Source organism: Streptomyces sp. NBC_01474 (genome assembly GCF_035918215.1).
Taxonomy (GTDB): Bacteria; Actinomycetota; Actinomycetes; order Streptomycetales; family Streptomycetaceae; genus Streptomyces; species Streptomyces aureus.
On record NZ_CP109449.1, the window covers coordinates 5,714,381 to 5,738,570 of the forward strand.

Below are 24,190 nucleotides of genomic sequence, written 5' to 3' on the forward strand. Positions count from 1 at the left end.
CGCTCAGCCCAGTTCCAGGACGCGGGCGTGCAGCACCTGGCGCTGCTGGAGCGCGGCGCGCACGGCGCGGTGCAGACCGTCCTCGAGGTAGAGATCGCCCTGCCACTTCACGACGTGCGCGAAGAGGTCGCCGTAGAACGTCGAGTCCTCGGCGAGGAGCGTCTCGAGGTCGAGCTGGCCCTTGGTCGTCACGAGCTGATCGAGGCGGACCGGGCGCGGCGCGACGTCCGCCCACTGCCGGGTGCTTTCCCGGCCGTGGTCGGGGTACGGCCGGCCGTTTCCGATGCGCTTGAAGATCACACGGAAAGCCTACCGGGCCCGGCTCTCCGGGCGCAGCCATGGAGACGGAGTGCGAGGCTGGGAAATGACGTCCTAAACAAGGGCAAACCGGGAACACTCAATCCGGGGACAGGGGCCAGAAATGAGTGACAGTGAGCCGATCCCGGCTGCGCCGGCGAATGCGGACCCTTCTTCAGGGGTAGACGCGGGCACCGGGTTGACGCCCGGAACCACCGCCCCCGAAAGCGTCACGACCGCCGCCGCCCTCCCCGCCCCCGCCCTGGAGATCGCCTCCGGGTACGCCTTCACCGGGCCCGCGCTCGATCTCGGCGCGCTCGTGTGGGACGGGCAGTGCCTGCCGGACGCGCAGATCCGGATTCCGCTGGGGATGCTCAACCGGCACGGCCTCGTGGCGGGCGCCACCGGCACCGGCAAGACCAAGACGCTCCAGCTCATCGCCGAGCAGCTGGCCGCGCAGGGCGTCCCTGTCTTCCTCGCCGACATCAAGGGCGACGTCTCCGGCATCTCGGCCCCGGGCGAGCCGGGCCACAGGGTGACGCAGCGGGCGTCCGAGGTCGGTCAGGAGTGGCGGGCGAGCGGCTGTCCGAGCGAGTTCTACGCGCTCGGCGGCATCGGCCCCGGCATCCCCCTGCGGGCCACCATCACCGGCTTCGGCCCGGTCCTGCTCTCCAAGTGCCTCCAGCTCAACCAGACGCAGGAGCAGTCGCTCGGCCTGATCTTCCACTACGCGGACCAGAAGGGCCTCGAACTCGTCGACCTCAAGGACCTGCGCGCGGTCGTCACGTTCCTCACTTCCGACGAGGGCAAGCAGGAGCTGAAGACCATCGGCGGGCTCTCCACCGCGACGGCGGGGGTGATCCTGCGCGCGCTGACCGCGTTCGAGCAGCAGGGCATGGGCGACTTCTTCGGCGAGCCCGAGTTCGACAGCAGCGAGCTGCTGCGCACGGCCCCGGACGGCCGCGGCCTGGTCTCCGTACTCGAACTGCCCGCCGTGCAGGACAAGCCGCACCTTTTCTCGACGTTCCTGATGTGGCTGCTCGCGGATCTTTTCCAGGACCTTCCCGAGGTCGGCGATGTGGAGAAGCCGAAGCTGGTCTTCTTCTTCGACGAGGCACATCTGCTTTTCAGCGGCGCGTCCAAGGCGTTCCTGGAGGCGATCACGCAGACCGTGCGGCTGATCCGGTCCAAGGGTGTGGGCGTGTTCTTCGTGACGCAGACACCGAAGGACGTGCCGTCCGACGTCCTCGCCCAGCTCGGCAACCGCGTCCAGCACGCGCTGCGCGCCTTCACGCCCGACGACCAGAAGGCGCTGAAGTCGACGGTCAGGACGTTCCCCCACTCCGCGTACGACCTCGAGGAGTTGCTGACCTCGCTCGGTACGGGCGAGGCCGTGGTCACCGTGCTGAGCGAGAAGGGTGCGCCGACGCCGGTCGCCGCGACCCGGCTGCGGGCGCCCGAGTCGCTGATGGGGCCCATCGACGCGGCCGCGCTCGACCGGGCCGTGAAGGAGTCGGTCCTCTACCCGCGCTACGCGAACGCCGTCGACCGTGAGTCCGCGTACGAGAAGCTGACGGCCCAGGAGGCCGAGGCGCAGGCGCGCAAGGACGCCGAGGCGCAGGCGGCGAAGGCCGAGAAGGCGGCGGCGCGGGGTTCCGGGGGGCGCGGGAAGCCCAAGGAGGACACGTCGGTCGTGGAACAGGTGGTGGGCAGCGGGATCTTCAAGTCGCTTGCCCGGTCGGTCGGCACGCAGCTGGGGCGGGAGATCTCGCGGTCGCTCTTCGGGACGCGGCGGAGGTAAGGCCTGACGCCTCGGCGATGGTCCCGGTCCCGCGGGTGCGGGGCCGGGACCATCGCCGTGAGATATCAGGCGCGGTCCTGGGGGTCCGTGTCCTGGTCCTTGTCGTCGGTCGGTTGCTCGGGGTCCGGGGTCTCGCGCGCGGGGAGTACGGCGCGTCCGTCGCGTGCCGCTTCGGCGAGCAGGAGGGCGCGCAGGACCGCGTAAGGGTCGATGGGCATGAGGGTGTCGTCCTTGTCGTGCGTGTGGGGGGTGAGCAGGCTCGGTCCGCCGGGAGGGCGGAGCCGTGCTGTCAGCAGCGCAGGACGACGCAGCGCAGGGCATTCAGGGAGTTGAGGGTGGCGCGGGGCGCACGAGGGCGCGCGAATGGCGCGGAGGGGCGCGCACGGGGCACAGGGGTGGCGCGTTCAGCGGGGAGACGCGTCGCGTGCGCCGTCGGCAGGCGGAGTGCGGTGTCGGGAGCGTCCTGGTGGAGCTCGCCGGGTTGGGTGGAGGAGGACGCGGCGTGCCCGGCCGCGGCCTCGGCGCACGGGACAGCGGACGCGAACGCCATGCCGAGGAGCGCGATGAGGATGAGCAGCGCCCGGGTCAACGCGGGCCGGCGCGCGGTGCGGCGGCCCGCACCCGCGGGGGAGGCGTGCGTGCTCATGGACGTCAATGTCCCCCGGCGGCGCCCCGGAGACGATCAACGCAGGCCAGATCCGCCCTCATGGGCTACGGGACGCGACGTGTGCTGACGCGTCGCGGGTCCTACCTCCCCGCCTCCTTGGCCGCCTCCTTGGCCGCCTTCGCCGCCGCCTTCATCTCCTGCTTGTGCGCCCGCACCTTCGTGAGCGAGTCGGGTCCCGTGATGTCCGCGACCGACCGGAAGGACTTCGCCTCGCCGTACGCGCCCGCGGCCTCGCGCCAGCCCTTGGGGCGCACCCCGAGCTGCTTGCCGAGCAGGGCCAGGAAGATCTGGGCCTTCTGCGTGCCGAAGCCGGGCAGGTCGTTGAGGCGCTTGAGCAGTTCCCTGCCGTCCTTGACGCCTGCCCAGACGGCGCTCGCGTCCCCGTCGTAGTGCTCGACGAGGTACTGGCACAGCTGCTGGATCCGCTTGGCCATGGAGCCGGGGTAGCGGTGCACGGCCGGCTTCGTGGACAGCAGCTCGGCGAAGGCCTCGGGGTCGTACGAGGCGATCTCGTGCGCGTCGAGATCGTCGGCGCCGAGGCGCTGGGCGATCGTGTGCGGGCCCGCGAACGCCCACTCCATGGGGACCTGCTGGTCGAGCAGCATGCCGACGAGCGCGGCCAGCGGGCTCCGGCCGAGGAGTGCGTCGGCGTCCGGCTCCTGGGCGAGGTGCAGAGTGACGTCCATGTGTCGATGATCGCGCGGCGTGGGCCACGGCGCACCCCTTTCCGACTTAGGTTAGGCTGCCCTAATCTGTAAGGCGGGTGAAGGTGGGGCGGGGAAAGCGTGAGCGTCGAGGTCTACCGGGACGAGTGGGGCATACCTCACCTCCGTGCCGACAGCGTGCGGGAACTGGCCCACGCCCAGGGGCACAACGCCGCCGCCGACCGGGCCTGGCAGATCGAGGTCGAGCGGCACCGCTCCCAGGGCACGTCCGCCGCCTCCCTCGGCCCGGAGGCCGCCGGCTGGGACCGGTTCGCCCGGCAGGCCCGTATCGACGACACGGCCCGGCGCTGCTACCGCGCGCTCGACGAGGAGACGCGCGGCTGGCTCGACGCGTACGTGGCCGGGGTCGACGCCGGACTGCGTGAACTCGGCGGCGCCGCACCGGAGTTCGCCCGCGCCGGCCTCGAACCGGGCCGGTGGCGGCCCTGGACGCCCCTCGGTATCTGGCTCTCCACTCACATCCTGTTCACCGGCTTCCCCGGCAAGCTCTGGCGCGACGAGGTCGTACGCCGCATCGGGCCCGGAGCCGTCGGTCTCTTCGCCACGGACGGCCCCGGCACCTCCGGCAGCAACGGCTGGCTCGTCACCGGCGACCGCACCGCCACCGGAGGTCCCCTGATCGCGGGCGACCCGCACCGCTACATCGAGGACCCGGGCGTCTACCAGCAGATACGGCTCGCCTGCCCGGAGTACGACGTCGTGGGCCTCGCCGTCCCCGGCGTGCCCGGCATCGGCCACTTCGGCCACACCGGCACCGTTGCCTGGGCGATCACCAACGCGATGGCCGACTACCAGGACCTGTACCGGGAGAGGCTGCGGCGGCTCCCGGACGGCGGCGTGGAGGCGCTCGGGCCCGACGGGTGGCGGCCCGCGTTCCGCAGCGTGGAGACCTTCGAGGTGGCGGGCGCGCGGCCGCAGGAGGTCGAGGTCGTCGAGACCGAGCGCGGGACGGTCGTCATCGGCGGTCCCGACGAGGGCCAGGGCATCGCGCTGCGCCAGCCACCGCGCGTACGCGAGGACCTGGGGTTCGCCGCGCTGCCCGCCCTGCTCCGCGCCCGCACCGTCGCCGACGTGGACCGGGCCTTCGACCGCTGGGCCGAGCCCGTCAACGTCGTCCAGGCCGCCGACACCGAGGGCGGTCTCCTGCACCGCGTCGCGGGCGCCGTGCCCGAGCGCGACCCCGAGAACCTGCTGCGCGTCGTCCCCGCCCACGAGCCCCGGCACGCCTGGCGCGGCCTGCGCGAGCTGCCCCGCGAGCCGGTCGGCACCGTCGCGGTCATGGCGAACCAGCGGGGCCTCGCCGCGCCCCTCGGCATCGAGTTCGCGCCGCCGCACCGGGCGGACCGCATACGGGAGCTGCTCGACGCGCGGGAGGTGTGGACGGCGCCCGCCATGGCCGCCGTCCACACCGACACCCGCCTCGCCTCCGCCCGCCCGCTGCTCGACCTGGTGGCCCGCCTCGACGGCCTCAGCCCCGCAGCGGCGGCACTGAGGAAGCGGCTGCTCGCCTGGGACCGGCACATGGACGCGGACAGCGTGGACGCCGCCGCGTACGCGCGGGTGCGGGCGGCGGTCGTACGGAAGCTGGCCGCGCACCCGGCGTTCGCGCCGCTCACGGGGATGGGGGAGGCGTACCCGGAGGTCTTCCGGCCGTGGCTGGCCCTCGCGCCGCGCATCGCGTACGCGCTGGAGACCCTGCTGACGACCGATCAATTCCCGGATGTCGACCGGGAGACGGTCGTCCGCGAGGGGGTCGAGGAAGCCGCCGGGGCCACGGCGACCGGGGAGACCTGGGGCGACCGGCACCGCCTCACCGCCTGGCGGGCACTCCCTGACGGCGATGAGGCCGGTCCGGGCCTGCCCGGCGACCACGACTGCGTCCTGTCCACGTCGAGCGTTCCCGGCGTCACCGACCTCAGCGCCCGCGGTCCTGCCGCCCGCTACGTGTGGGACGTCGCCGACCGTGCGAACAGCCTGTGGGTCGTTCCGCTCGGCGCCTCCGGAATCCCCGGCTCCCCGCACCGCCGCGACCAGCTCCCCCTGTGGCTGGGGGGCGGCCTGGTCCCCGTGATCACCGACTGGAACCGCCTCACCAAGGAGACCCCCATGCGCGAGAACGCCGTGTACGAGCAGACCGTCGAAGGGTTCGGCACCGTCCGCGTCGGCCCGGTCGACCCCGCAGCCGACCTCGACGTGATCCACGGCTGGGTGCGCGAGGAGCGCGCTCGGTTCTGGGGCATGGAGGGCGCGAGCCGCGAGCAGGTGCGCGAGACGTACGAACACCTCGACTCGCTCACCACACACCACGCCCACCTCGTCCGCCTCGACGGCGAACCCGTCGCGCTCTTCCAGACGTACGAGCCCGAGGCCGACCGGGTCAGCGAGTGCTACGAGGTCGAGGACGGCGACATCGGCGTGCACTTCCTGATCGCCCCGGCCACCGGCGGAGCCGTCCGCGGCTTCACCGGAGCGCTCATGACCGTCCTCGTCACGTACGCGCTCGAAGGGCACGGCAAGCGGCGGATCGTGGTCGAGCCCGACGCGCGCAACACCAAGGCCGTCACGCTCCTGGAGCGCGCGGGCTTCGAACTCGGCCCCGAGATCGTGCTCCCGGAGATCGACCTGCCGGAGGTGTTCCTCCCGGAGAAGCGGGCCCGGATCGCTTTCCTCAAGCGCTGACGGCCCGCAGGCTCAGCCCCGTACGAGCAGGATCACCGAGGCGGTGACGCCGACCACGACGATCACCGCGCGAAGGACCGCCGGGGGCAGTCTGCGGCCGAACTTCGCGCCGGTCAGGCCGCCCAGCGTGGAGCCGACGGCGATCACCGCGGCCGCCACCCAGTCGACGTCGGCGACGGCGATGAAGATGACCGCCGCGACCCCGTTCACGATCGAGGCCAGGACGTTCTTCGCCCCGTTGAGGCGCTGGAGGTCGTCCTGGAGGAAGCTGCCGAACATGCCCATGAGCAGCACGCCCTGCGCGGCGCCGAAGTAGCCGCCGTAGACGCCCGTCCCCAGCACCCCGAGCCACATGGGCACGCCGCCGTCGGTGCGCGTCGCCGTGGCCTGGCGGTCCTTCGACCAGCGGCTGAGCCGGGGCTGGAGCACGACGAGGACACAGGCGGTCAGGATGAGGACGGGCACCACCGAGGTGAACGCGTCGGCCGGCAGCTTCAGCAGCAGGAGCGCGCCCGTGATCCCGCCGATCAGCGAGGCCGTACCGAACCGGAGCAGCCGCTTCTTCTGCCCCTTCAGCTCGCGCCGGTAGCCGTACGCGGCGCTGAGCACGCCCGGTACGAGGCCGATGTTGTTCGACACGTTGGCGAGCACCGGCGGATAGCCGAACGCGAGGAGCGTAGGGAAGGTGATGAGCGTTCCGGAGCCGACCACCGCGTTGATCGCGCCGGCGGCGACACCGGCCGCTCCGACGGCCACTGCTTCAAGTGCATCCACGTCCGAGATCGTTTCGGAGCCCAAGATCCAAGTCAATCCTAGGAACTACTTGGTAAGCACCAAGCCCTGGCTTGGAAGGGGCTGCATGGCTACGTTGGCGCCGTGACCCTCGACGATCTCCGTGTCTACGTCGCCGTGTGCGCGGCGGGCAGCCTCAGCGCCGTCGCCCGCGACCTCTCCTGCACGCAGTCGGCGGTGAGCCAGCACATCCGCCGCCTCGAACGGGAGGTGGGCGTCAGCCTCCTCGAACGGCACGCCCGCGGTGTCCTGCCGACCCCCGCGGGGCGCATCCTGCAGACCGCGGCCGCCGAGGGCATCGGAGGCATCGACGTCGCGCTGCGCCGCCTGCGCGACCTGGCCCGCGGCGAGAGCGGCGCGGTGCGCGTCACCACGGGCGCGACGACCGTGCGCCACTTCATGTCCGAGGCCATCGTCGGCTTCCGGCGCCACCACCCCCGGGCGAGCCTGGAGTTCCAGACGGTCAGCTCCAGCCACAGCGCCTACGAGGCGCTCGCCGCGCACGACCTCGACCTCGCGTGGGTCACCATCGGCGCGCCGGAACGCGGCGTCGAGCAGCGCCCCGTCGTCGAGCTCCCCTGGGTCCTCGCCGTGCGCCCCGACGATCCGCTGGCCGGCCGGACCCGGATCGGCCCCGACGACCTGGCCGCCGCCCACCTCATCAGGCCGCCCGAACAGTCCACGTCGCGCTCCCATCTCGACCGGCACCTCACCGGGCTCGGGATCGCCGGGACGGCCGGGTCCGACGCGGGCGTCGCCGACTGGGCCACCGCCGTGCACCTCGCCGAACTGGGCCTCGGCCACGCCCTCGTCCCCGAACTGCCCGGCTGGCGCGACCCGGACCGCGCCGGCGGCCCGGTCCTCGTCCCCGTACCGGACCTGCCGCCCCTCGCCGTCGGCTGGGCGGTCCGGCGCTGGTCCACGCTCACCCCGCTGGCGAGGGCCTTCGCCGACCTGGTGGCGGAGCACTGCGGGAGGTAGGGGCTGCACGCGCCTGTGGCGGGGGGCCGGTCCCCGGGGGACGCTGGAAGCATGACCACGACGTACGACCTGAACGCTCTCGCCGACAAGCACGTCGCCGCAGCCCGGACCTCCCCCCACGGCCGCAGCGCGCATCTCCTGCTCCGCGAGGAGACCCTCCGCCAGAGCGTGATCGCCCTGACGGCGGGCGAGGTCCTGGAGGAGCACAACGCGCCGCCCGCCGCGACGCTCCAGATCCTGCGGGGCGAGGTCGTGCTGACGGCGGTCTCGGGCGACGTGACGCTCACGGAGGGCCGGCTCCACGCGCTCCCGCAGGAACGGCACGGCCTGCGCGCGGTCACGGACGCGGCGGTACTGCTGACGGCGGTCAACGACTGAGGGGCGCCCGCCCCTCCCGGACATTTCGGCGGGCGCCGAACCGTTCCGCGCCTAGCGTGGGCCGCATGGTCTTCAAAGCCCTGCACCACGACCCCGACGGCCCCCTCATCCTCCCCAACGCCTGGGACCACGCCTCCGCCGCCGCGCTCGCCGGTCAGGGGTTCGCCGCGATCGGTACGACGAGCCTCGGCGTGGCCGCCGCGGCCGGGCTCCCCGACGGTCACGCCGCCACCCGCGAGGAGACCCTGCGCCTGGCCCGCCGCCTGGGCGGGGGAGCGTTCCTGCTGTCCGTGGACGCGGAGGGCGGCTTCAGCGACGACCCGGCCGAGGTCGCCGGCCTCGCCCGTGAGCTGGCGCAGGCGGGCGCGGTGGGGATCAACCTGGAGGACGGCAGGGCCGACGGCACCCTCACCCCGGCACCCGTCCACGCGGCGAAGATCGCCGCGGTCAAGGCCGCCGTACCGGACCTGTTCGTCAACGCCCGCACGGACACGTACTGGCTCCCGGACCCGCGGACCGCGCGGGAGCCGGAGACCCGGCACCGGCTCGACGCCTATCGGCAGGCGGGCGCCGACGGCGTCTTCGTACCGGGCCTGACCGACCCGGCCGCGATCCAGGAACTCGTGGCGTACCTGCGCCCGTCCGGCGTCCCCCTCAACATCCTCTACTCCCCCACAGGCCCCACCGTGTCCGAGCTCGCCGCCCTGGGAGTCCGCCGGGTCAGCCTCGGCTCGCTCCTGTTCCGCGCGGCACTCGGCGCCGCGGTCACGGCGGCGCTCGACATTCGGGCGGGCCGGTACGTCGCAGCCCCCGCGGCGCCGACGTACGGCGAGGTCCAGGAGCTGAGCGGCGGTGGGGACGCCACGGAAATATGATGAACCCGGGGTTTTCCGTATCCGGAGCGGTCCATGACGCAGCGTCGTCCCAGCCAGCCCGAGAGCGCCGACGACCTGCTGACCAGGCTCGGCCGCCTTGCCGCACAGGCACGCGCCGGGGCGGAACTCCAGCACGCGCGGGTCGAACTGGCGGAAGCGCTCCAGCGCGAGATGCTCCCCGTCTCCCTGCCGGCCCTGCCGGGACTGCGGACCGCCGCCAGATACTCGCCGGCCCGCCACGGACTGGACATCGGCGGGGACTGGTACGACGCCTTCGCCACCCCCGACGGCGCCCTCGGGTTCTCCATCGGGGACGTACAGGGCCACGACGTCGAGGCCGCCGCCTTCATGGGGCAGATCCGCATCGCCCTGCGTGCGGTGGCCGCCTTCGCCCCGGACCCCGGCGAGGCGCTCGCCCAGGCCAACGACCTGCTGCTGTCGATGCACCGCGATCTCTTCGCGACCTGCAGCTTTCTCCGCTTCGACCCGACGACCTGGGTACTGGAGTCCGCCCGCGCGGGTCACGTCCCCGCCATCTGGGCCACGGTCGACGGCCGGTACGGCATCTCGGTGGACGAAGGCGGGCTGCCGCTGGGCATGCTGCCCGGGTCCAGTTACCCGGTCACCCGGCACCGCCTCTCGACGCCGGGCGCGTACGTCCTGGTCACCGACGGCGTGGTCGAAGGTCCCTCGTTCCCGATCGAGGCGGGCCTGGAGCGGGTGGCCCGGGTCGTCGCGGCCGGGGCGGGCGCCGAACCCGCGGCACTGGCCGCCGCGGTGATGAAGGTCGCCGACTGCACCGGCCACCAGGACGACTCCGCGGTACTCGTCCTGCGCCACGACGCGCCACCGGCGGTCCTGCCCGGGTGACAGTGGGCCCCCGGCGGCGCGTGTCACGCTCCGCCACGGGACGGGAGTGATTATGTGATCCAGTGGTGCGCACCGAGGAACTCCGACGCCTCTCCGAGGCCCTGCTGAAGGTCCTCGCCGTCGCCGCCGCCTACTACGCGACCGGCCGGCTCGGCCTGTGGCAGCGGATCGTCCTCGAAGGCGCGGTCGTCACCCCGCTCTGGCTCCCGACCGGCGTCGCCGTCACCTGCCTGCTCTGGATGGGCCTGCGGATCTGGCCGGGCATCGCGCTCGGCGCCTTCCTGCTCATCGAGTCGATCGGCCCCTTCAGCCTGTCCGACCTCGGGATCGTCGCCGCGAACACGCTCGCTCCGGTGTGTGCCTACCTGCTGCTGCGCAAGGTCCGCTTCGGTATCGCGATGGACCGGCTGCGGGACGGGGTCGCCCTGGTCTTCCTGGGCGGACTGCTGCCGATACTGCTCAGCGCCACCGTCGGTACGGGAGTGCTGGCGCTCAGCGGCAAGCTGGCGTGGAGCGCGTTCTGGCCGGTGTGGGCGGCGTGGTGGACCGGCGACGCGATGGGCGTACTCGTCGGCACCCCGCTGCTGATCGCGCTGAGCAGGGCCCGACTCCCCTGGAACACCCACCGGTGGCCGGAGGTCACGGCCCTGGTGGTCACCGCCGCCGTCATCACGCCCCTGGCCACGAGAAGCGCGCTCGCCCTGCTCTTCCTCGTCTTCCCGCTGCTCACGTGGGCGGCGCTGCGCTTCCAGCTCGCGGGGGCGGCGCCGTGCGTGCTGTTCGTGTCCGTACTGGGGATCTCGGCGGCCACCGACCACGTCGGCCCGTTCGCCAATCACACCCTCTTCGAGGTCATGGTCAACCTCCAGGCACTCAACGGCTCGGCCGCGCTCACCGGGCTCCTGCTCGCGGCGATCGTCACCGAACAGAAGAGCGTCCGCCGGAAGATCGAGCAGGCGGTCAGCGACCTGACGGAAGTGGTGGAACACCTGGCGGCGCCACGGCAGGAGGAATGACGTAGCCGGGGTCAGTCGGGGTCGGCCGGGCCGGAGGGGTCTTCGGGGACCCGCCGGTGGTGCTTGCGGCTCCGTCTGCCGACCCCCGGCATGGCATCGCTGAAGGTGTGCGAGGCGATGCGTGCGTCGTGCCGGGCGTTGATCCGGTGGATCAGGCGCATGCCCATGAGGGTCACGAGAACGATGGCGCCGATGAGGATGATCGCCTCCATGGCCGTCACCTCCCGCTTTCCACTGCTTTAACCGTAACTCCGGCCGCCGCCGGTCGCGGCCCGTTGCGACGCGCTGGGCGCGGCCCCCCGGGGTTACCGTGAAGCTACGACGGCATCGCGCCGGTCGACGCCTGCCCCGTCATCGGTACGGCTACACGGTGGGCGCCGTCCGTACGACCGAGGCGGGCGAACGACCATGGCTGAATCCGACACCCCCCACCAGCCCCCACTGCTTCTGCCGGACGCGGCCCAACAAGGGGCGCCCCCCGGAACGGCCCCGCTGAGGCTCGAGACCACCCAGTCCCGCGAAGGGCTCCTCGACGGAGCATGGTGGCCCCGGTCCCACAGCATCACGGCCGAGCTGCCCGCCCTGATCACGGAGTTGACCTCACATCTCGGCCCCATCACACGGGTCGGACTCGACTCCGCCGCCTGGGAGGCACTCCCGACCCGTCTGATCATCGACGACCGAGTCGTGCATCTCGACGCCCACGAGGTCGGCGACGGCACCGCCCTCGTCACCCGCGGCGACGGGGACTACTTCGTCCTGCTGGTCGTGCCTCCGGAGTCGGAGCCCGCAGCGGCCCGCGCCGCGATGGCCCGCGCGGTTCGCGACGAGAACATCACCGAGGCCGCACAACTCCTCGTCGCCAACCCCGACGAACCCTGAGCCAGGAACCGCCGTGCGCACCCCGGTCAGGGGTGACGGGTCGCAAGGACGCAGAACTCGTTCCCCTCCGGGTCGGCGAGTGGGACCCAGCTCACATCGCCCTGCCCGACGTCGATGTGCCGGGCACCCAGGTCGAGCAGGCGACGGACCTCTTCGTCCCACTCCCTGTCCGTCGGATTGACGTCGATGTGGAGCCTGTTCTTGACGGTCTTGCCCTCGGGCACGCGCGCGAAGGTCAACGCCGGTGGCACCGGGCCGGGGCGGTCCTTGCCTTCAGGCACCGCGGGCGGGCCGATGGTGACAAGTCCGTCCTCCACGTCCTGCACCTCGTAGCCGAGCACCGAGCACCAGAACCGGGCGAGGGCGTCGGGATCGGCACAGTCGATCGCGAGCTCGGTGAACTTGCTGGTCATGTCAGGACCTCCCTGTCGGGTGTCCGGCTACGCAATCACAGAACGTCGAAGGGCCCCACCGCAAGCGGTGGGGCCCTTCGACGTATTGCCCGGTGAGAGCAATGGCGGAGGATACGAGATTCGAACTCGTGAGGGGTTGCCCCCAACACGCTTTCCAACTGTGCGCGTGATCGTCCGGAGGCGTTCACGAGGGTTCAAACATCAGGTCAGAGGCGGTGCGCGTACGCCAGCGAACGATGGCGGCCGTCGGCGCACTGGACAAAGACCAGGACAACGAGCGCTCCCAATGCGCCAGGTCAGCACGCGGCTGGACACCACAACTATCCCCAGCTGTCAGTGCCTGCTACTACCCTGAGGTGACTGACTTCAGGGGGGGGCGGCAGTGTCAACTGTTCGTGCGAGTCGCAAGATCGAGAGGGCGGGCGTCAACGCCCTGCGTGCGCTCCTTGAGGATCACGAGCACATCGTTCAGGAGATCGACGGAGGAAACGATCATGGCGAGGACATGATCGTAAACTTCACGCGCAACGGTAAGAGAACGCCGTACTGGATCGCCATTCAGGTGAAGAGCGGCAAGAAGTACAAGCGGGTGAACGGGTACGCGATTCCCGTTGAGGATCACTTCGACGATTGGCGGCAGAGCCGCATTCCCATTCTTGGTGTCGTGTACGACATGAAGAAGCGAGAGTTATTCTGGGTTAATCTCACGGAGCGGTTGAAGTCCACGGAGGAAAGCCCCGGGTGGGTCCAGATAGCGAACACTTCTCTGCTAAATTCTGAAACCGTCGAGCACTTTTATACGGAAGTAGCCACCTATGCCGGCGACGCAAGAATGCGCATCCGTGCGGCGACCGAAGAAGAAGCACTGAGCGAAGCGGTTCGGGCCAGGCAAGGACTGGACCCCTCGACTGCTCCCAACCCCTTGTTTGAGGGGCTTGCGGACATTGCGCTTAAATACGAGGAGCGCATAACGTCCATCAGTAAGGATCTCGTCAGATCCCTGCCGATGATGATCCTGGTCGTACTCATGTTGTGGGCGTGGCCGTATCAAATTCGCTTCGTCGAGGGTTCGTCTGACATGTATCCGTGGTTGTGGGTTTCCAACCTCTACCTGTTCATGTTCATCATGGCCCTGGTTATTTTCTTCGAGTTCAGGGCGGGTAGGGTCCCTATGGAAACCGGAAAGTGGCTGTGGATGATTGCTGCCAACTTTTTCTGGCTCCCTGTAATGGACCCTGACGGGGATCCTGGCTGGTGGGGAACATTTTGGATTTGGGCTGGCGTGCTTGTCCCTTCCTTCGGCTTGAAGTTGTTGTTTATTACCTTTATTCGCTTCGCGATGGATCGCATCAAGAAGAGGCGCGAAGTGGAAATGGTGTAGGCGCGGCTGGCGGGTGGGGCGAGCCTTAGTCTCGGGCGTACCGGTTATGCAGCGAAAGGCAACTTCGCCGGTGCGGACGTGAGGTCGTGAAAATCGTGAACCGCCGGGCGTGCTTCACGCTGTGCGAGCCAACCGGATACCCGTGGACCGCCGTTCACTGCGGCGCCCTCGTTCACTGTGCGCACGTGCTTAAATCCCTGAGCGATGTAGTAACGCTGCAAAGCCTCGTTCGTCGTCCAGGCGTCCAATCGCACCCATCGCGCCCCGGCGCGGTGTGCTCGATCTCCAGCCCAGTCCAGAAGACGGCCGCCGAGGTTTCGCCCGGCGTACTCCCGCTCCACGGTGAGCTTGTTGACGAACATGCAGGGCTCCCGCAGCTCCTCATCCGTCCAGAGGCCTTCCTCGGCATATGGGGTCAGCGTGATTGTGGCCGCCGTCGCGTGCCCGTCGCGCAGCATGAAGACATGCCCGGCCTCGATCGTGGCTAGCAGCTTGTCTGCCGGATACGGCCGCTGCCACTGGTCCGTGCCGAGGCGCGACAGCCAAGCCGCCGCCTCCTCGCGGAAGGCGAGCAGCTTGGCCAAGTCATGCGGTTCCGCAGGGCAGATCTTCACTGAGGCTCGTTCTCTTCTCGTCCGGCCAGGTTGCCGATCTCGTAGTTCATTTGGTTGAGGTCACCTCGGAAGGTCGTGACCGTGCAGCGAATCGGGCGGTCCTCCGAGTAGCCGGTACGCGTCCAAAGGAGCACCGGGACGCCCGCGCCGATCTCTAGGAGCCTCGCCTCTTCGGGAGTCGGCATACGTGTGGCGATCTCGTCGAAGTACCCCACCTGCTCGATTCCGTAGGAGGCGAGATACCTGGTGGTCCCCTCTGCGATGTCGCCTGGCTCAGTAAGGCGCGGCGACCGCTCGACAAGCCACCCCGGGTACCAAGTGGCCTGCGTGGACCACGGCACGTCATCCACGTAGCGGTGACAGAAGCGCAGGACAGTGGTCGAACCGGCATCGACCTTGAGTCGCTCCGCGACGTCGAGGGACGCCGGAGTCATCTCGACTCGAAACGTTTGGTGAGGTCGACGGCCGGCGTTGGTGACGTCCGTGCTGTACGCGTCGCCGTTCTGCGGGAAGGTCAGATTCTCGAAACGAGACGCATTGAGCTTGAACACTTCGTGCGACCGCACCTCGTACCCAAGCCCTTGGCTCGACGACACGAGCCCCTGGCTGACCAGGAGGCTTAGCCCGTTCCGGACCGTGTTCCGCGAAGCGTCAAAACGCTTCATCAAGTCGCTCTCTGACGGCAGCCGCGCATCCGGCGCGTACGTGCCGTTGTCGATCTCGCGGCGCAGGGCATCGGCCACCTGCCGGTACTTCGGCTGCTTGCTCATGCCCTCATCATGACGCACTCGCTCAACTTGTTGGTACATGTGGGCCCCAATCGCTTGACGTCTCACTGTCCGTGGGTGCAGCATCACTACATCAGCTTGTACCAACAAGTTGAGCAAGCGGTGCAATTCCCTTGAGTTGCCTCCGCCTGCACTGGAAGCGCCCGATGAGTCCCGTGAAGACGGGGGCCCTGACCTGGGGTTACCGCGCTTGTCGGAAGCGGTTGCGTCGCAGCGATGCGGCTTGAGAACTGAACAGAGTGCTGAGGAAATCCCGCCCCACCTCGCAACAAGCGGGCGGGCGCGCACGGGTCCTGTCCCGTGCGTGGCACAGCGCAAGCCGACCTCTCCGCAGCTCACCTGACTGCGGCCGGTTGCCTCCGCTGCTCGTCGCGTACGAGCGGCGCTGAGGGGAGCCGGATCTACCGACTTCAACGGCGCGCGGCCCCGGTGCTGGAACACCGGGGCCGCTGTTTGGGCCGTTGCTACCTGCTAGGGAGAACACGACCCATGGAACACATCGTCACTGTTCAGGACGCTGTTACCGCATTCGCTCCGTTCATGGAGCCCACGAACGCTGAGCTGGATGCCATCGAGTGCGAGATGCCCGTCATCCGGGCCGAGATGGACCTGCTCGACGCGCAGATCGTCACCATCGACCGCACCCCGACCGAGCTGGACGAGCGGCGTATCCGTCGGGCCCGGCGGCGCGTGCTCGCCGCCCACCGCGACCAGGTCAACACGGTCACCGGTCAGACGGGCGGTGCGGCATGAATCTTCACCGTAAGGGCCGCACCGCCCTCGTACTCGCCCTGGTCGTCGTGGTCGCCATGGCGTTCCGGGTGTCCTGGAACGCGCTGCGCGACATCGCGGGCGCGGTTGGCGCCGATCACACGGCGGCGACGCTCTACCCGTTCGTGGTCGACGGCCTGATGGCCCTGGCCCTAATCGCCACGCTCGTGCTCGCCGGGAAGGACCGGACGTTCGCGCTGCGAGTGCTGGGCACCTACACGATCGCTTCGCTGGTCCTGAACTACGTGCACGGCCTCGCCCCGGAGCTGCACGGCCGATCGGTCGACTGGGGTCGACTCGCCGACTGGGACCCGGCGAACTGGGCGCTCGTTCTGCTTGCCACGAGCCTTCCGGTCGGGTCGATCTACTTCGGCTCCGACCTCGTGGCGAAGGTGCTGCACCACCGTCCCGCCCCGATCGAGCCCTCGACCGTAAATGCGGAGGAATCTACACAGTCCATGAGGAATCGGTCTAGTTCTGACCTGCCGGTATCGACCCCGGAACCGGTCTCCTCGAACCCGATCGTTCTGCCCCGACCGGTGGCCGTCGGCTTTCTGAAGTCGACCTCCTCGGTCAAGCCGGTGCCCTCGATCGTGTCGGCCCCGGTGAAACCGATCGAGCAGCGGACAGTGGCTGCCGAATCGAGTCGATCGCGCCGCGCCACGGGCCGAGTGCCCGACGTGGCACGCACTCCCCGTCCGAAGCGCACGCAGGATCAACTGCTCGCTGAGGCACGGGAGGCCACGGCGGATTGGCCGGATGGGCGGCTGACGGCCGAGGGCATTCGGCGTGAGGTCCGCACGTCCCCGGCGAGGGCCCGCACGCTGCGCGACACGCTGCGCTCCGAGCGCGGACTCCAGGCCGCCTGATGGCCACGCTGCCGGTCTACCGGTGGCGACTGGCCCCGGACGGCTACGCCACCTACCGCCAACTCCGCGCGCTCGGCCTGAGGCCGGGCGGGCAGGGCGTCGCCGCACAGCTCGAACGGCGCCGGCGCAGGCGGGGCCCGCTGGTCGCCTATCTCTACCGCATCGACCGCGCCATGCCGGTGCGGCCGATGACGCCGGGCCGTTGGGCGGCGCTGGCCAAGGCCAACGTGGCCCGCCGTACCTGCCCCGCCTGTCGACTCGACGCCGGATACGTGATCCCGACTTCGCTCGGCATGTGCGTGACCTGCGCCTATCCCGCTTCGTCCGACTCCCCGAGGAGTGACTGACATGGGTAAGCCCGATACCCGTCGCATGGACCGCGCCATCCGGCAGGTGAACCGGAAGCTCGAAGCCGTGCAGAACCGCGAGATGTGGCCGCTGGACGGCCGCGAGCGCCGCGCGGTCGCCGCCGGTATCGCCGGCGGCTCTTACAGGGTCGTGCGGCACAAGAGCACCGACCGCGCGGAACGCAAGGTGGAGACCGCGTGGAGCGCGGCCGAGACCCGGCTCATCGCGGAGATCGCCGCGCTCACGGCCGAGCGTCAGCGGATCGTGAACGAGGACGCCAAGGCCAAGGCCGCCAAGAAGTCGTCGGGCTGGTGGTGACCATGACCGGCAAGGAAACGCCTCCCGGCGAGTGCCCGCAGTGCTGGCAGCACGCCCACGACCGGCGCGCACACCGCAACCTCCGTCCCCGGCAGGACTGCCCGCAGTGCGTCGACCACATGGTCAACGGCTGCCCGTCCCTCGCGCCGAAGAAGAAGTCGAGCTGGTGGTGAGCACGGACCACCACCGTTGCCCCGCCGCGCATCCCCAAGACCCCACGTCCTGCGTCGGTCCGGTCGTCGTGACCGTGCTGGACGCGGTCAACGCGGGGGCCAACGGGTGCGAACACCACGGCGCCCGACTGTTGGCCTCCCTCGACCGCGGACGCGTCTACGCCCTACCCGACGCCCCATCCGGCGCCGCCATCCGCACCTTCAAGGCTGCCGCCGGCCTCCGCCCGTTCTGCTGGGTTGACGGCCCACGCATCGAGCCGTCGCAGCTCAGCCACATCGAGAACCGCGCCCGTCAGAGGCGCTAAATCTCGCCGCTGGGGTGGCCGCGCATCCCACATGCCTGGCCACCCCGGCACCCCTCAACTTCCGCCCCGATCAGGGCAGTCAGGAGTCATTCCCGCATGTCCGAGAACGTCGTTCACCTGCACAAGAACCCCGAACCGACCACCGAGACGGCGACGGTGACCACGCTGTCTGTGGTCCCCGAACCGGCGCCGGCCAAGCCCGTGCCGCTGTGGGTGCGCTCCGGCCGCGCCATCCGTACGGCCGTCACCCACGAGACCACGAAGACGACCGCCCGCGCGGTAGCCCGCCACAGCCTCTACACCTTCAACGGGGGCCGGATCGTGGCCCGCCGCACCTGGGACGGCAAGACCGGGGCCCGCTACGAGCGCATGATCCGCGCTGCGGAAGCCGCCGGGAACCTCGAGGTGGCAGAGGAGTGGGAAGAGCGGTTGCAGCGCTTCCGCCAGGCCCGCCACCACCGCCGCATGGACCTCTTGCACTCCCCGGTCGATGCCGCCAAGGGCGTCGCGGTCGGCGCCGGGATGAGCGTTGGGGTGCTGGTCGCGCTCGGGGTCGTGATGGCCATCAACAATCACGACATCGGTGACGTCATCACCCCGCTCGCGGCCGTCATCGACTTCATCGGCCTGCTGATCCGGATCGTGCAGGTCGTCTGGGGTCCCGCCGTCACGATCGGCCCGTTCCTCGCGCTGCTCGCGCTGTGGACGGTCGGCAGCAAGCAACAGGCCGCCCCGGCATGGGCCCTGCCCGACAACGTCCGCTCCGGCGAGGGTGAGCCGATCACGCCGTCGATCGTGGTCAAGGCCCTGCGTGACCTGGGCGTTCCTGCTCTGCGCAACGCCATCAAGGAGATGGGCGACGCGGGCGCCGGCATGCTCGGGCCGATCCGGATCGCCGGATGCGGCGTGGAAGTCGACGTCATGCTTCCTTCCGGGGTCTCCACGATCGAGGTGCAGAACAAGCGCCGCAAGCTCGCGGAGAACCTGACCCGGCACGAGCACGAGGTGTTCATCACTCTCCCTGAGGCGGCCCGCACGGTCCGGCTGTGGATCGCCGACTCCGGGGCGCTGGATGAGCCGATCGGGCCGTCTCCGCTGGTCACCGACGAGACCATGACCGCCGACTACGCCAAGGGTCGCGCCCCCTGGGGGCAGGACCTGCGCGGCGACGCAGGCCTGTTGAGCCTGTTTCAGCGAATGCTTCTGATCACGGGGCTGTCCAACCAGGGCAAGACCGCCGCCCTGCGGGCGCTGGTCCTGTGGCTCGCCCTGGACCGGTCGGTGGAGTTCCGTATCGCCGACCTCAAGGGGGCAGGCGACTGGGCCATGTTCGACGGCCTGGCCACCGTCCTGATCCAGGGGCCGACCGATGAGCACGTGATCGAGGCGACCGAGATGGTCGAGGCCGGGGTGGAGGAGATGAACCGCCGCCTTCAGGCTCCGCCCGGCACGGTCTTCCCACTGCTGCTGCTCGTGGTCGATGAGGCGCAGGTCGCGTTCATGTGCCCCCTCACGGATGAGGACAAGCGGCCCTACGGCGGATCCAAGGCCACATCGCGGTACTTCATGGGCTGCCGCAAGGTCCACAACCAGGGGCGAGCGGTCAACGTGCTGCTGTGGCAGGGCACTCAGGACCCCACCGACCAGAACCTTCCCAAGTTGGTCCGCGAGGGTGCCCACACCCGTGCTTCGCTCGCCCTGGGCACCGAGTCCCAGGCCCGCATGGCGCTGGGAGACAAGGCCGTGGACGGCGGCGCCGCCCCGCACCTGCTGCGGCAGGGCCTGGACAAGGGCACCCTCGTCATCGCCTCCGACGGAATCGCCATCCCCGCCGGACAGTCCTCCATCACGGTGCGCACGCACTACATCAGCACCGACGACGCCAAGGTGATCGCCGAGCGGGCCAAGGCCATGCGGGACGGGGTCACCACCCTGCACGTCATCGAGCGGGGCGAGGAGCGTGACCCGCTGCGTGACATCTTCTCCGTGCTCGGGGACGCCTCGCGGGTGCTCACCCAGGACGTCCTCAAGCGGCTCGCCGCTCTCAACCAGGACGCCTACGGCAAGTGGTCGTTCATCGACCTCAAGCGCGTCCTCGACGGCACCGGAGCCGAGCCCTACAAGTCCGACGGGCGCATGGTCGTCGGCCGTGACCGCGTCGCCCGCGCCCTCACCAACCAGGGCGACGAGGGTTCCGCTTCTGCCTCTGAGTAGAGGGAGGCGCGCCCCGGCGGGTCAGGGAGGCAGGGAGAACTCCCTGAACCCCTCCCTGGCCCGCCTCCCTGGCCCTGACCAGCACGAATGATCCATCAGGGAGTCAGGGAGGCCCGCAGGTCAGCACCCCTGAAACCCCCTCCACAGACGCCCCGGCAGGGGGTGCTTCCGCCTCCCTGCCCCGCCCCTCGAAGGGATTCCGGATGTACCCCGAGACCCCCGGTCAACTGCCCGCCGAACGGGCCGTGACCATCCACCAACCCACCCCCATACAGGCGGCACCGCTCATGCCCGTGCAGTCGGGGAGCGTGCCGGCCGTGGCGAGCGTCGTCCTGCCCGACGGACGGGTCGTCACCGGCTACGCCATCGAGCCCGCCAAGCCCGAACCGGTCACGGCCAAGCCGCTCGTCTCCCGCACGGCCGTGAACATCGCCCTCGGAGGGATCGGGTTCGGCGCCGTGTGCGGCGGCCTGGTCCTGCTCACCACGTTCATCGCCGCTCTGGCCGCGCTGATCCAGCAACTCATCATCCTGGCCGCCGTCGTCTTCGGCGGGTTCATCGCGGTGCAGGTCCTCGGCAGCTCGCGCGGCGGCACCACGGTCAACATCCGAAAGGCCGTGTTCAAGCGCAACAAGTTCCACGGCTGAACGGCCATGGCGCTCCTGAACTGGCGGGACGCTCGCCATTTCGACGCCACCCGAGACCTGCCTTGCGTTCTGTGCGGCAGGCCCACCCCGATGCGCTCACACGACCGCGAACCGGTCCACAAGGTGTGCGCCGAGGACTGGTGCGACCAGAACCCCAACTCCAGCCGCTTCCACAGCTGACAAGGAGTTCACGTGACCTACCGAACGCGCGCCGCTGCGGTCGCCGTGACCGCATGCGCTCTGGCGCTGCTCGCCGGATGCTCCCTGCCCGACGGCCCGGCCGGCGTCGTCGTCGCCAGGGCCGAACGGACACCCCCGGCGAGCAAGAACCGCCCGTACTTCCTCACCGTGCGCACCGCCGACGGCGACCGCAAGGACTTCCAGGTCTACATCGACGACTACGACCAGTGCTCCATCGGCGAGCGCTACCCCGCCTGCAAGCAGTAGCTACGCCAAGGGCGGCCCCCTCTCACGCCAATGATCCGGGGCCGCCCTTGCCAGCCAGAACCCACGAAGGAACTGGAGACCCTCAGCATGACCCAACCCTCCGACAACAGTCGAGCGACCCTCGCGGACGCCGCCCTAAGCGCGGCTGAGCAGGGCTGGCACGTCTTCCCGCTCCGGCCAGGCACCAAGCGCCCCGCCCTGCACGGCGAAGCCGCCTGCCCCCGCACCGGAGTCTGCAAGAGCGGCCACCGCAAGTGGGAGCAGCGCGCCACGACCGACCCGGACCGCATCCGCGCCACCTGGGCGCGGGGCCCGTTCAACGTCGGCATCGCCACCGGCCCTTCCGGGCTGCTGGTCGTCGACCTCGACATGCCCAAGCCCAACAGCAATGGCGACACGCCTGACGGCGCGACGACCTTCGAGGCGCTCTGCGAGCGCACCGGCCACGCAGTCCCCACCACCTACCGGACCCGGACCGCGAGCGGCGGACACCACCTGTACTTCACCGCCCCGACCGGGACACGGCTGACCAACACGGCAGGGACCATTGCCTCGTTGGTCGACACCCGGGCGTGGGGCGGATACGTCGTCGCCGCCGGCAGCACCACCCCTACTGGGGACTACGAGACCGCAGGCGGCCCTGTGGCGGCCTGTCTGCCGCTGTGGCTGCTGAGCATCCTGAAACCGGCCCCCAAGCCGTCTCAGGCGCCCTCGACGGCCGTACCGGGGCAATCCCGCCGATACGCGGACACCGCGCTCGCGTGTGAGACGCGCAGCGTCGCGGGGGCCCAACTCGGAGAGCGCGAGGCGAAGTTGTTTCGAGCGGCGCGAGCCCTGGGGCGCTTCGTCGCATGGGGCGACCTCCCCCGGCACGTGGTTGAACAGGCTCTTCAGGAGGCAGGGGAAGCGGCCGGACTGCCGTCAGCGCAGTGCCGCGCCACCCTCCGAAGCGCACTGAACTGGTCCATCGCCCACAACCAGCGCCGGCGAGGTGCGGCATGAGCAAGCCGACCCGCCCCCCTCTGAAGAGCGTCACCGACCGCACGACCGCCCCACGCGCCGCCGAACCGGCCTCGCTCCTGACGGTCGTGGGCGAGCCGAAGGGCGTCGCCGAAGGCGTCCCCATTGCTGTTCGCCCTGACCCGCCGCGCGGCGACGGACGGTACCCCGTCGCGTGGCTGCACATCGTCGCCCCCAAGGGCGTCATCTCCACCGCCACCTCGAGGTGCGAGTGCGGCCGTGACCGCAGCGCCGTCGGCAAGGCCCGGGTGCTCGACCTGATCGACGACCACGCATTCCACCGCACCGCGTGCCCCCTGCGCACTCCCCAGGAAGGAAGGGCCGCCGCATGACCGACCACATCGACGGCGCCGCACTGCTCGACGAGGTGGAAGCCTTCCACCGCCGCTTCAACGTCTTCCCGCACGAGGCCGCCTACGTCGCCGTGGCCCTATGGGACGCCCACGCCCACCTGCTCGACTGCTTCGACTCCACCCCCCGCATCGCCTTCCTGTCCCCCGAACCAGGGTCAGGCAAGACGCGGGCACTGGAGATCGTGGAAACGCTCGTGCCGCAGCCCATGACGGCCGTCAACGCGTCCGCCGCCGCCCTATTTCGGTCCGTGTCCTCCGGGAACGGGAAGCCGACGATCCTGTTCGACGAGATCGACACCGTCTTCGGCCCCAAGGCCGGGGACAACGAGGAGTTGCGCGGCTTCCTGAACGCCGGGCACCGTCGGACCGGAGTCACGTACCGGTGCATCGGCGACGGCGGGAACCAGAGCGTGCAGGCGTTTCCGTCGTACTGCGCGGTTGCGGTCGCCGGACTCGGCTCACTGCCGGACACGATCCTGAGCCGTTCCGTCATCGTCCGAATGCGCCGCCGGGCAAGGAACGAGACTGTGGAGCCCTTCCGGGCTCGCGTTCACGAGGCGGAGGGGCACAAGCTCCGTGACCGGCTCGCCGCATGGGCCGAGCACGCCCGTGGCTTCGTCATGGGGGCCTGGCCGGACATGCCCGACGGAGTCTCCGACCGGCCGGCCGACGTGTGGGAGCCCCTGCTCGCCATCGCCGATGCGGTTGGCGGTCACTGGCCCGACCGGGCCCGCGCTGCCTGCGTGACCCTGGTGACCGCCTCCCGCGCAAACGACAAGGGCAGCATCGGCGTCCGGCTGCTGACGGACCTGCGCGACCACGTCATGACCGGCATTGATCGCCTGCCCACCGTCGCCATCCTCGACCGGCTCAACTCCATGGATGACGCCCCCTGGGCCGACCTGAACGGCAGGCCGCTCGACAACCGGCGGCTGTCCAAGATGCTCACCGAGTACATGACGGCCGACAACGAGCCCATCGCCTCCCGCAACATCAAGACCGGCGCGAGCGTCCTCAAGGGCTACTACGCCGCCGATCTCCACGACGCGTGGCAGCGCTACTGCCCCCCACCCCCAGAAAGTCCGCTACCTCCGCTACCTGGCACCGAAAACCTGGCCTGACCTGCGCCAACGCGGTAGCGGCAAGCCGTCGTGCTTGCCGCTACCTATCCGCTACCGCTACCCCGTCCGCTACCTCCCATAGGGCCTCTGACCTGCGAGGTAGCGGCGGTAGCGGAAGTAGCGGACTTCCAGAAGGGCCCCAGAGGGGCCGGCCACGAAGGGACTTCATGAGTACCGAACTCAGCCCCGTTGTCGACAGCACCCTGGTCCTGCTCACAGTCGAAGAGGCGGCCCGCCGCCTCAGCATCGGCCGTACGACCTGTTACGGCCTCATCCGCACCGGTGAGCTGGAGTCCGTCCCTGTCGGCACGCTGCGTCGAATCCCCGCCGACGCTCCCGCCGCATACGTCGCCCGCCGACGCGCTGCGCATCGCGCCGCTTGATCACACCACCCCCAGAGCGCCGCCCGAGATCTGGGCGGCGCTCTGTCTCGGCCTGTTCCGCG

Annotated in this window: 31 protein-coding genes; 22 read left to right on the forward strand and 9 right to left on the reverse strand. The window is 70.2% G+C overall.

The window, feature by feature from the left end:
- Positions 1 to 3: 3 nt before the first annotated feature.
- The gene (locus OG758_RS26225; RefSeq protein WP_003955420.1) at positions 4 to 300 is read right to left on the reverse strand and encodes a type II toxin-antitoxin system VapB family antitoxin; all 297 of its coding nucleotides are present in this window, start codon (positions 298 to 300) and stop codon (positions 4 to 6) included.
- A 121-nt stretch (positions 301 to 421) separates the two neighbouring features.
- Here OG758_RS26225 and OG758_RS26230 point away from each other — a divergent pair, with 121 nt between their 5' ends.
- Positions 422 to 2,098 (forward strand): helicase HerA-like domain-containing protein, encoded by a 1,677-nt coding sequence (locus tag OG758_RS26230; RefSeq protein ID WP_326712205.1) that lies wholly within the window; start codon positions 422 to 424, stop codon positions 2,096 to 2,098.
- A gap of 65 nt (positions 2,099 to 2,163) precedes the next feature.
- Here OG758_RS26230 and OG758_RS26235 read toward each other — a convergent pair whose 3' ends face one another.
- The 3 genes from OG758_RS26235 to OG758_RS26245 all read right to left on the reverse strand — a co-directional run bounded on the left by OG758_RS26235 (position 2,164) and on the right by OG758_RS26245 (position 3,451).
- The gene (locus tag OG758_RS26235) at positions 2,164 to 2,316 is read right to left on the reverse strand and encodes a hypothetical protein (protein ID WP_326712206.1); all 153 of its coding nucleotides are present in this window, start codon (positions 2,314 to 2,316) and stop codon (positions 2,164 to 2,166) included.
- A gap of 71 nt (positions 2,317 to 2,387) precedes the next feature.
- Positions 2,388 to 2,744 (reverse strand): hypothetical protein, encoded by a 357-nt coding sequence (locus OG758_RS26240; protein ID WP_326712207.1) that lies wholly within the window; start codon positions 2,742 to 2,744, stop codon positions 2,388 to 2,390.
- A 101-nt stretch (positions 2,745 to 2,845) separates the two neighbouring features.
- Positions 2,846 to 3,451: an HhH-GPD-type base excision DNA repair protein gene (locus OG758_RS26245; RefSeq protein WP_326712208.1), complete on the reverse strand. Its 606-nt coding sequence runs from the start codon at positions 3,449 to 3,451 to the stop codon at positions 2,846 to 2,848.
- 99 nt (positions 3,452 to 3,550) lie between these two features.
- Here OG758_RS26245 and OG758_RS26250 point away from each other — a divergent pair, with 99 nt between their 5' ends.
- Positions 3,551 to 6,169 (forward strand): GNAT family N-acetyltransferase, encoded by a 2,619-nt coding sequence (locus OG758_RS26250; protein WP_326712209.1) that lies wholly within the window; start codon positions 3,551 to 3,553, stop codon positions 6,167 to 6,169.
- A 12-nt stretch (positions 6,170 to 6,181) separates the two neighbouring features.
- Here the strand turns inward: OG758_RS26250 and OG758_RS26255 are convergent, their stop codons facing one another.
- Positions 6,182 to 6,943, reverse strand: coding sequence for a sulfite exporter TauE/SafE family protein (locus OG758_RS26255; RefSeq protein WP_326712210.1), 762 nt, complete (start codon positions 6,941 to 6,943; stop codon positions 6,182 to 6,184).
- A gap of 102 nt (positions 6,944 to 7,045) precedes the next feature.
- Between OG758_RS26255 and OG758_RS26260 the strand changes: the two genes are divergently transcribed.
- From OG758_RS26260 to OG758_RS26280, 5 genes are all read left to right on the forward strand, one after another.
- A complete protein-coding gene (locus OG758_RS26260) occupies positions 7,046 to 7,942 on the forward strand; it encodes a LysR family transcriptional regulator (RefSeq protein WP_326712211.1) in 897 nt (298 codons plus the stop codon).
- 51 nt (positions 7,943 to 7,993) lie between these two features.
- Positions 7,994 to 8,320 (forward strand): cupin, encoded by a 327-nt coding sequence (locus OG758_RS26265; protein ID WP_116512189.1) that lies wholly within the window; start codon positions 7,994 to 7,996, stop codon positions 8,318 to 8,320.
- Between the two features lie 65 nt (positions 8,321 to 8,385).
- On the forward strand, positions 8,386 to 9,195 hold the full coding sequence (locus OG758_RS26270) for an isocitrate lyase/PEP mutase family protein (RefSeq protein WP_326712212.1): 810 nt from the start codon (positions 8,386 to 8,388) through the stop codon (positions 9,193 to 9,195).
- 33 nt (positions 9,196 to 9,228) lie between these two features.
- Positions 9,229 to 10,065 carry a PP2C family protein-serine/threonine phosphatase gene (locus tag OG758_RS26275; protein WP_326712213.1) on the forward strand — a complete coding sequence of 279 codons (837 nt, stop codon included), beginning with the start codon at positions 9,229 to 9,231 and terminating at the stop codon, positions 10,063 to 10,065.
- A 62-nt stretch (positions 10,066 to 10,127) separates the two neighbouring features.
- A complete protein-coding gene (locus OG758_RS26280; RefSeq protein WP_326712214.1) occupies positions 10,128 to 11,081 on the forward strand; it encodes an MASE1 domain-containing protein in 954 nt (317 codons plus the stop codon).
- Between the two features lie 11 nt (positions 11,082 to 11,092).
- Here the strand turns inward: OG758_RS26280 and OG758_RS26285 are convergent, their stop codons facing one another.
- A complete protein-coding gene (locus OG758_RS26285; protein WP_326712215.1) occupies positions 11,093 to 11,293 on the reverse strand; it encodes a hypothetical protein in 201 nt (66 codons plus the stop codon).
- Between the two features lie 196 nt (positions 11,294 to 11,489).
- On the opposite strand from OG758_RS26285, the gene OG758_RS26290 reads away from it, so the two are divergent.
- Complete coding sequence (locus OG758_RS26290) at positions 11,490 to 11,963, forward strand: DUF5994 family protein (protein ID WP_326712216.1); 474 nt, start codon at positions 11,490 to 11,492, stop codon at positions 11,961 to 11,963.
- A 26-nt stretch (positions 11,964 to 11,989) separates the two neighbouring features.
- On the opposite strand, the gene OG758_RS26295 is transcribed toward OG758_RS26290, so the two are convergent.
- Positions 11,990 to 12,376 (reverse strand): VOC family protein, encoded by a 387-nt coding sequence (locus OG758_RS26295; RefSeq protein ID WP_326712217.1) that lies wholly within the window; start codon positions 12,374 to 12,376, stop codon positions 11,990 to 11,992.
- A 382-nt stretch (positions 12,377 to 12,758) separates the two neighbouring features.
- On the opposite strand from OG758_RS26295, the gene OG758_RS26300 reads away from it, so the two are divergent.
- Positions 12,759 to 13,757: a DUF4365 domain-containing protein gene (locus tag OG758_RS26300; RefSeq protein WP_326712218.1), complete on the forward strand. Its 999-nt coding sequence runs from the start codon at positions 12,759 to 12,761 to the stop codon at positions 13,755 to 13,757.
- Between the two features lie 44 nt (positions 13,758 to 13,801).
- Here OG758_RS26300 and OG758_RS26305 read toward each other — a convergent pair whose 3' ends face one another.
- Both OG758_RS26305 and OG758_RS26310 read right to left on the reverse strand, forming a co-directional pair.
- The gene (locus OG758_RS26305; protein WP_326712219.1) at positions 13,802 to 14,371 is read right to left on the reverse strand and encodes a GNAT family N-acetyltransferase; all 570 of its coding nucleotides are present in this window, start codon (positions 14,369 to 14,371) and stop codon (positions 13,802 to 13,804) included.
- Positions 14,368 to 15,141, reverse strand: coding sequence for a GntR family transcriptional regulator (locus tag OG758_RS26310; RefSeq protein WP_326712220.1), 774 nt, complete (start codon positions 15,139 to 15,141; stop codon positions 14,368 to 14,370). Before OG758_RS26310 ends, OG758_RS26305 begins: the two co-directional genes overlap by 4 nt.
- Before the next feature lie 507 nt (positions 15,142 to 15,648).
- Here OG758_RS26310 and OG758_RS26315 point away from each other — a divergent pair.
- The 13 genes from OG758_RS26315 to OG758_RS26375 all read left to right on the forward strand — a co-directional run bounded on the left by OG758_RS26315 (position 15,649) and on the right by OG758_RS26375 (position 24,128).
- A complete protein-coding gene (locus tag OG758_RS26315) occupies positions 15,649 to 15,912 on the forward strand; it encodes a DUF6284 family protein (protein WP_326712221.1) in 264 nt (87 codons plus the stop codon).
- Positions 15,909 to 16,799 carry a DUF2637 domain-containing protein gene (locus tag OG758_RS26320; RefSeq protein ID WP_326712222.1) on the forward strand — a complete coding sequence of 297 codons (891 nt, stop codon included), beginning with the start codon at positions 15,909 to 15,911 and terminating at the stop codon, positions 16,797 to 16,799. Before OG758_RS26315 ends, OG758_RS26320 begins: the two co-directional genes overlap by 4 nt.
- Positions 16,799 to 17,146 (forward strand): RRQRL motif-containing zinc-binding protein, encoded by a 348-nt coding sequence (locus OG758_RS26325; protein WP_326712223.1) that lies wholly within the window; start codon positions 16,799 to 16,801, stop codon positions 17,144 to 17,146. Before OG758_RS26320 ends, OG758_RS26325 begins: the two co-directional genes overlap by 1 nt.
- Position 17,147: 1 nt before the next feature.
- On the forward strand, positions 17,148 to 17,465 hold the full coding sequence (locus OG758_RS26330; protein ID WP_326712224.1) for a hypothetical protein: 318 nt from the start codon (positions 17,148 to 17,150) through the stop codon (positions 17,463 to 17,465).
- 2 nt (positions 17,466 to 17,467) lie between these two features.
- Entirely contained in the window at positions 17,468 to 17,638 is a 171-nt protein-coding gene (locus tag OG758_RS26335; RefSeq protein ID WP_326712225.1) for a pRL2-8, read from the forward strand.
- The gene (locus OG758_RS26340; RefSeq protein ID WP_326712226.1) at positions 17,635 to 17,943 is read left to right on the forward strand and encodes a hypothetical protein; all 309 of its coding nucleotides are present in this window, start codon (positions 17,635 to 17,637) and stop codon (positions 17,941 to 17,943) included. Before OG758_RS26335 ends, OG758_RS26340 begins: the two co-directional genes overlap by 4 nt.
- 96 nt (positions 17,944 to 18,039) lie before the next feature.
- Positions 18,040 to 20,157, forward strand: coding sequence for an ATP-binding protein (locus tag OG758_RS26345; protein WP_326712227.1), 2,118 nt, complete (start codon positions 18,040 to 18,042; stop codon positions 20,155 to 20,157).
- Between the two features lie 203 nt (positions 20,158 to 20,360).
- On the forward strand, positions 20,361 to 20,804 hold the full coding sequence (locus OG758_RS26350) for a hypothetical protein (RefSeq protein ID WP_326712228.1): 444 nt from the start codon (positions 20,361 to 20,363) through the stop codon (positions 20,802 to 20,804).
- A 192-nt stretch (positions 20,805 to 20,996) separates the two neighbouring features.
- Entirely contained in the window at positions 20,997 to 21,251 is a 255-nt protein-coding gene (locus tag OG758_RS26355) for a hypothetical protein (RefSeq protein WP_326712229.1), read from the forward strand.
- An 87-nt stretch (positions 21,252 to 21,338) separates the two neighbouring features.
- Positions 21,339 to 22,253 (forward strand): bifunctional DNA primase/polymerase, encoded by a 915-nt coding sequence (locus tag OG758_RS26360; RefSeq protein WP_326712230.1) that lies wholly within the window; start codon positions 21,339 to 21,341, stop codon positions 22,251 to 22,253.
- Positions 22,250 to 22,603, forward strand: a complete 354-nt coding sequence (locus OG758_RS26365) for a hypothetical protein (RefSeq protein WP_326712231.1) — start codon at positions 22,250 to 22,252, stop codon at positions 22,601 to 22,603. The genes OG758_RS26360 and OG758_RS26365 overlap by 4 nt, the downstream gene beginning before the upstream one ends.
- A complete protein-coding gene (locus OG758_RS26370) occupies positions 22,600 to 23,745 on the forward strand; it encodes a DUF3631 domain-containing protein (RefSeq protein WP_326712232.1) in 1,146 nt (381 codons plus the stop codon). Before OG758_RS26365 ends, OG758_RS26370 begins: the two co-directional genes overlap by 4 nt.
- Before the next feature lie 167 nt (positions 23,746 to 23,912).
- The gene (locus OG758_RS26375) at positions 23,913 to 24,128 is read left to right on the forward strand and encodes an excisionase family DNA-binding protein (RefSeq protein WP_326712233.1); all 216 of its coding nucleotides are present in this window, start codon (positions 23,913 to 23,915) and stop codon (positions 24,126 to 24,128) included.
- The last annotated feature ends 62 nt before the right edge of the window (positions 24,129 to 24,190 follow it).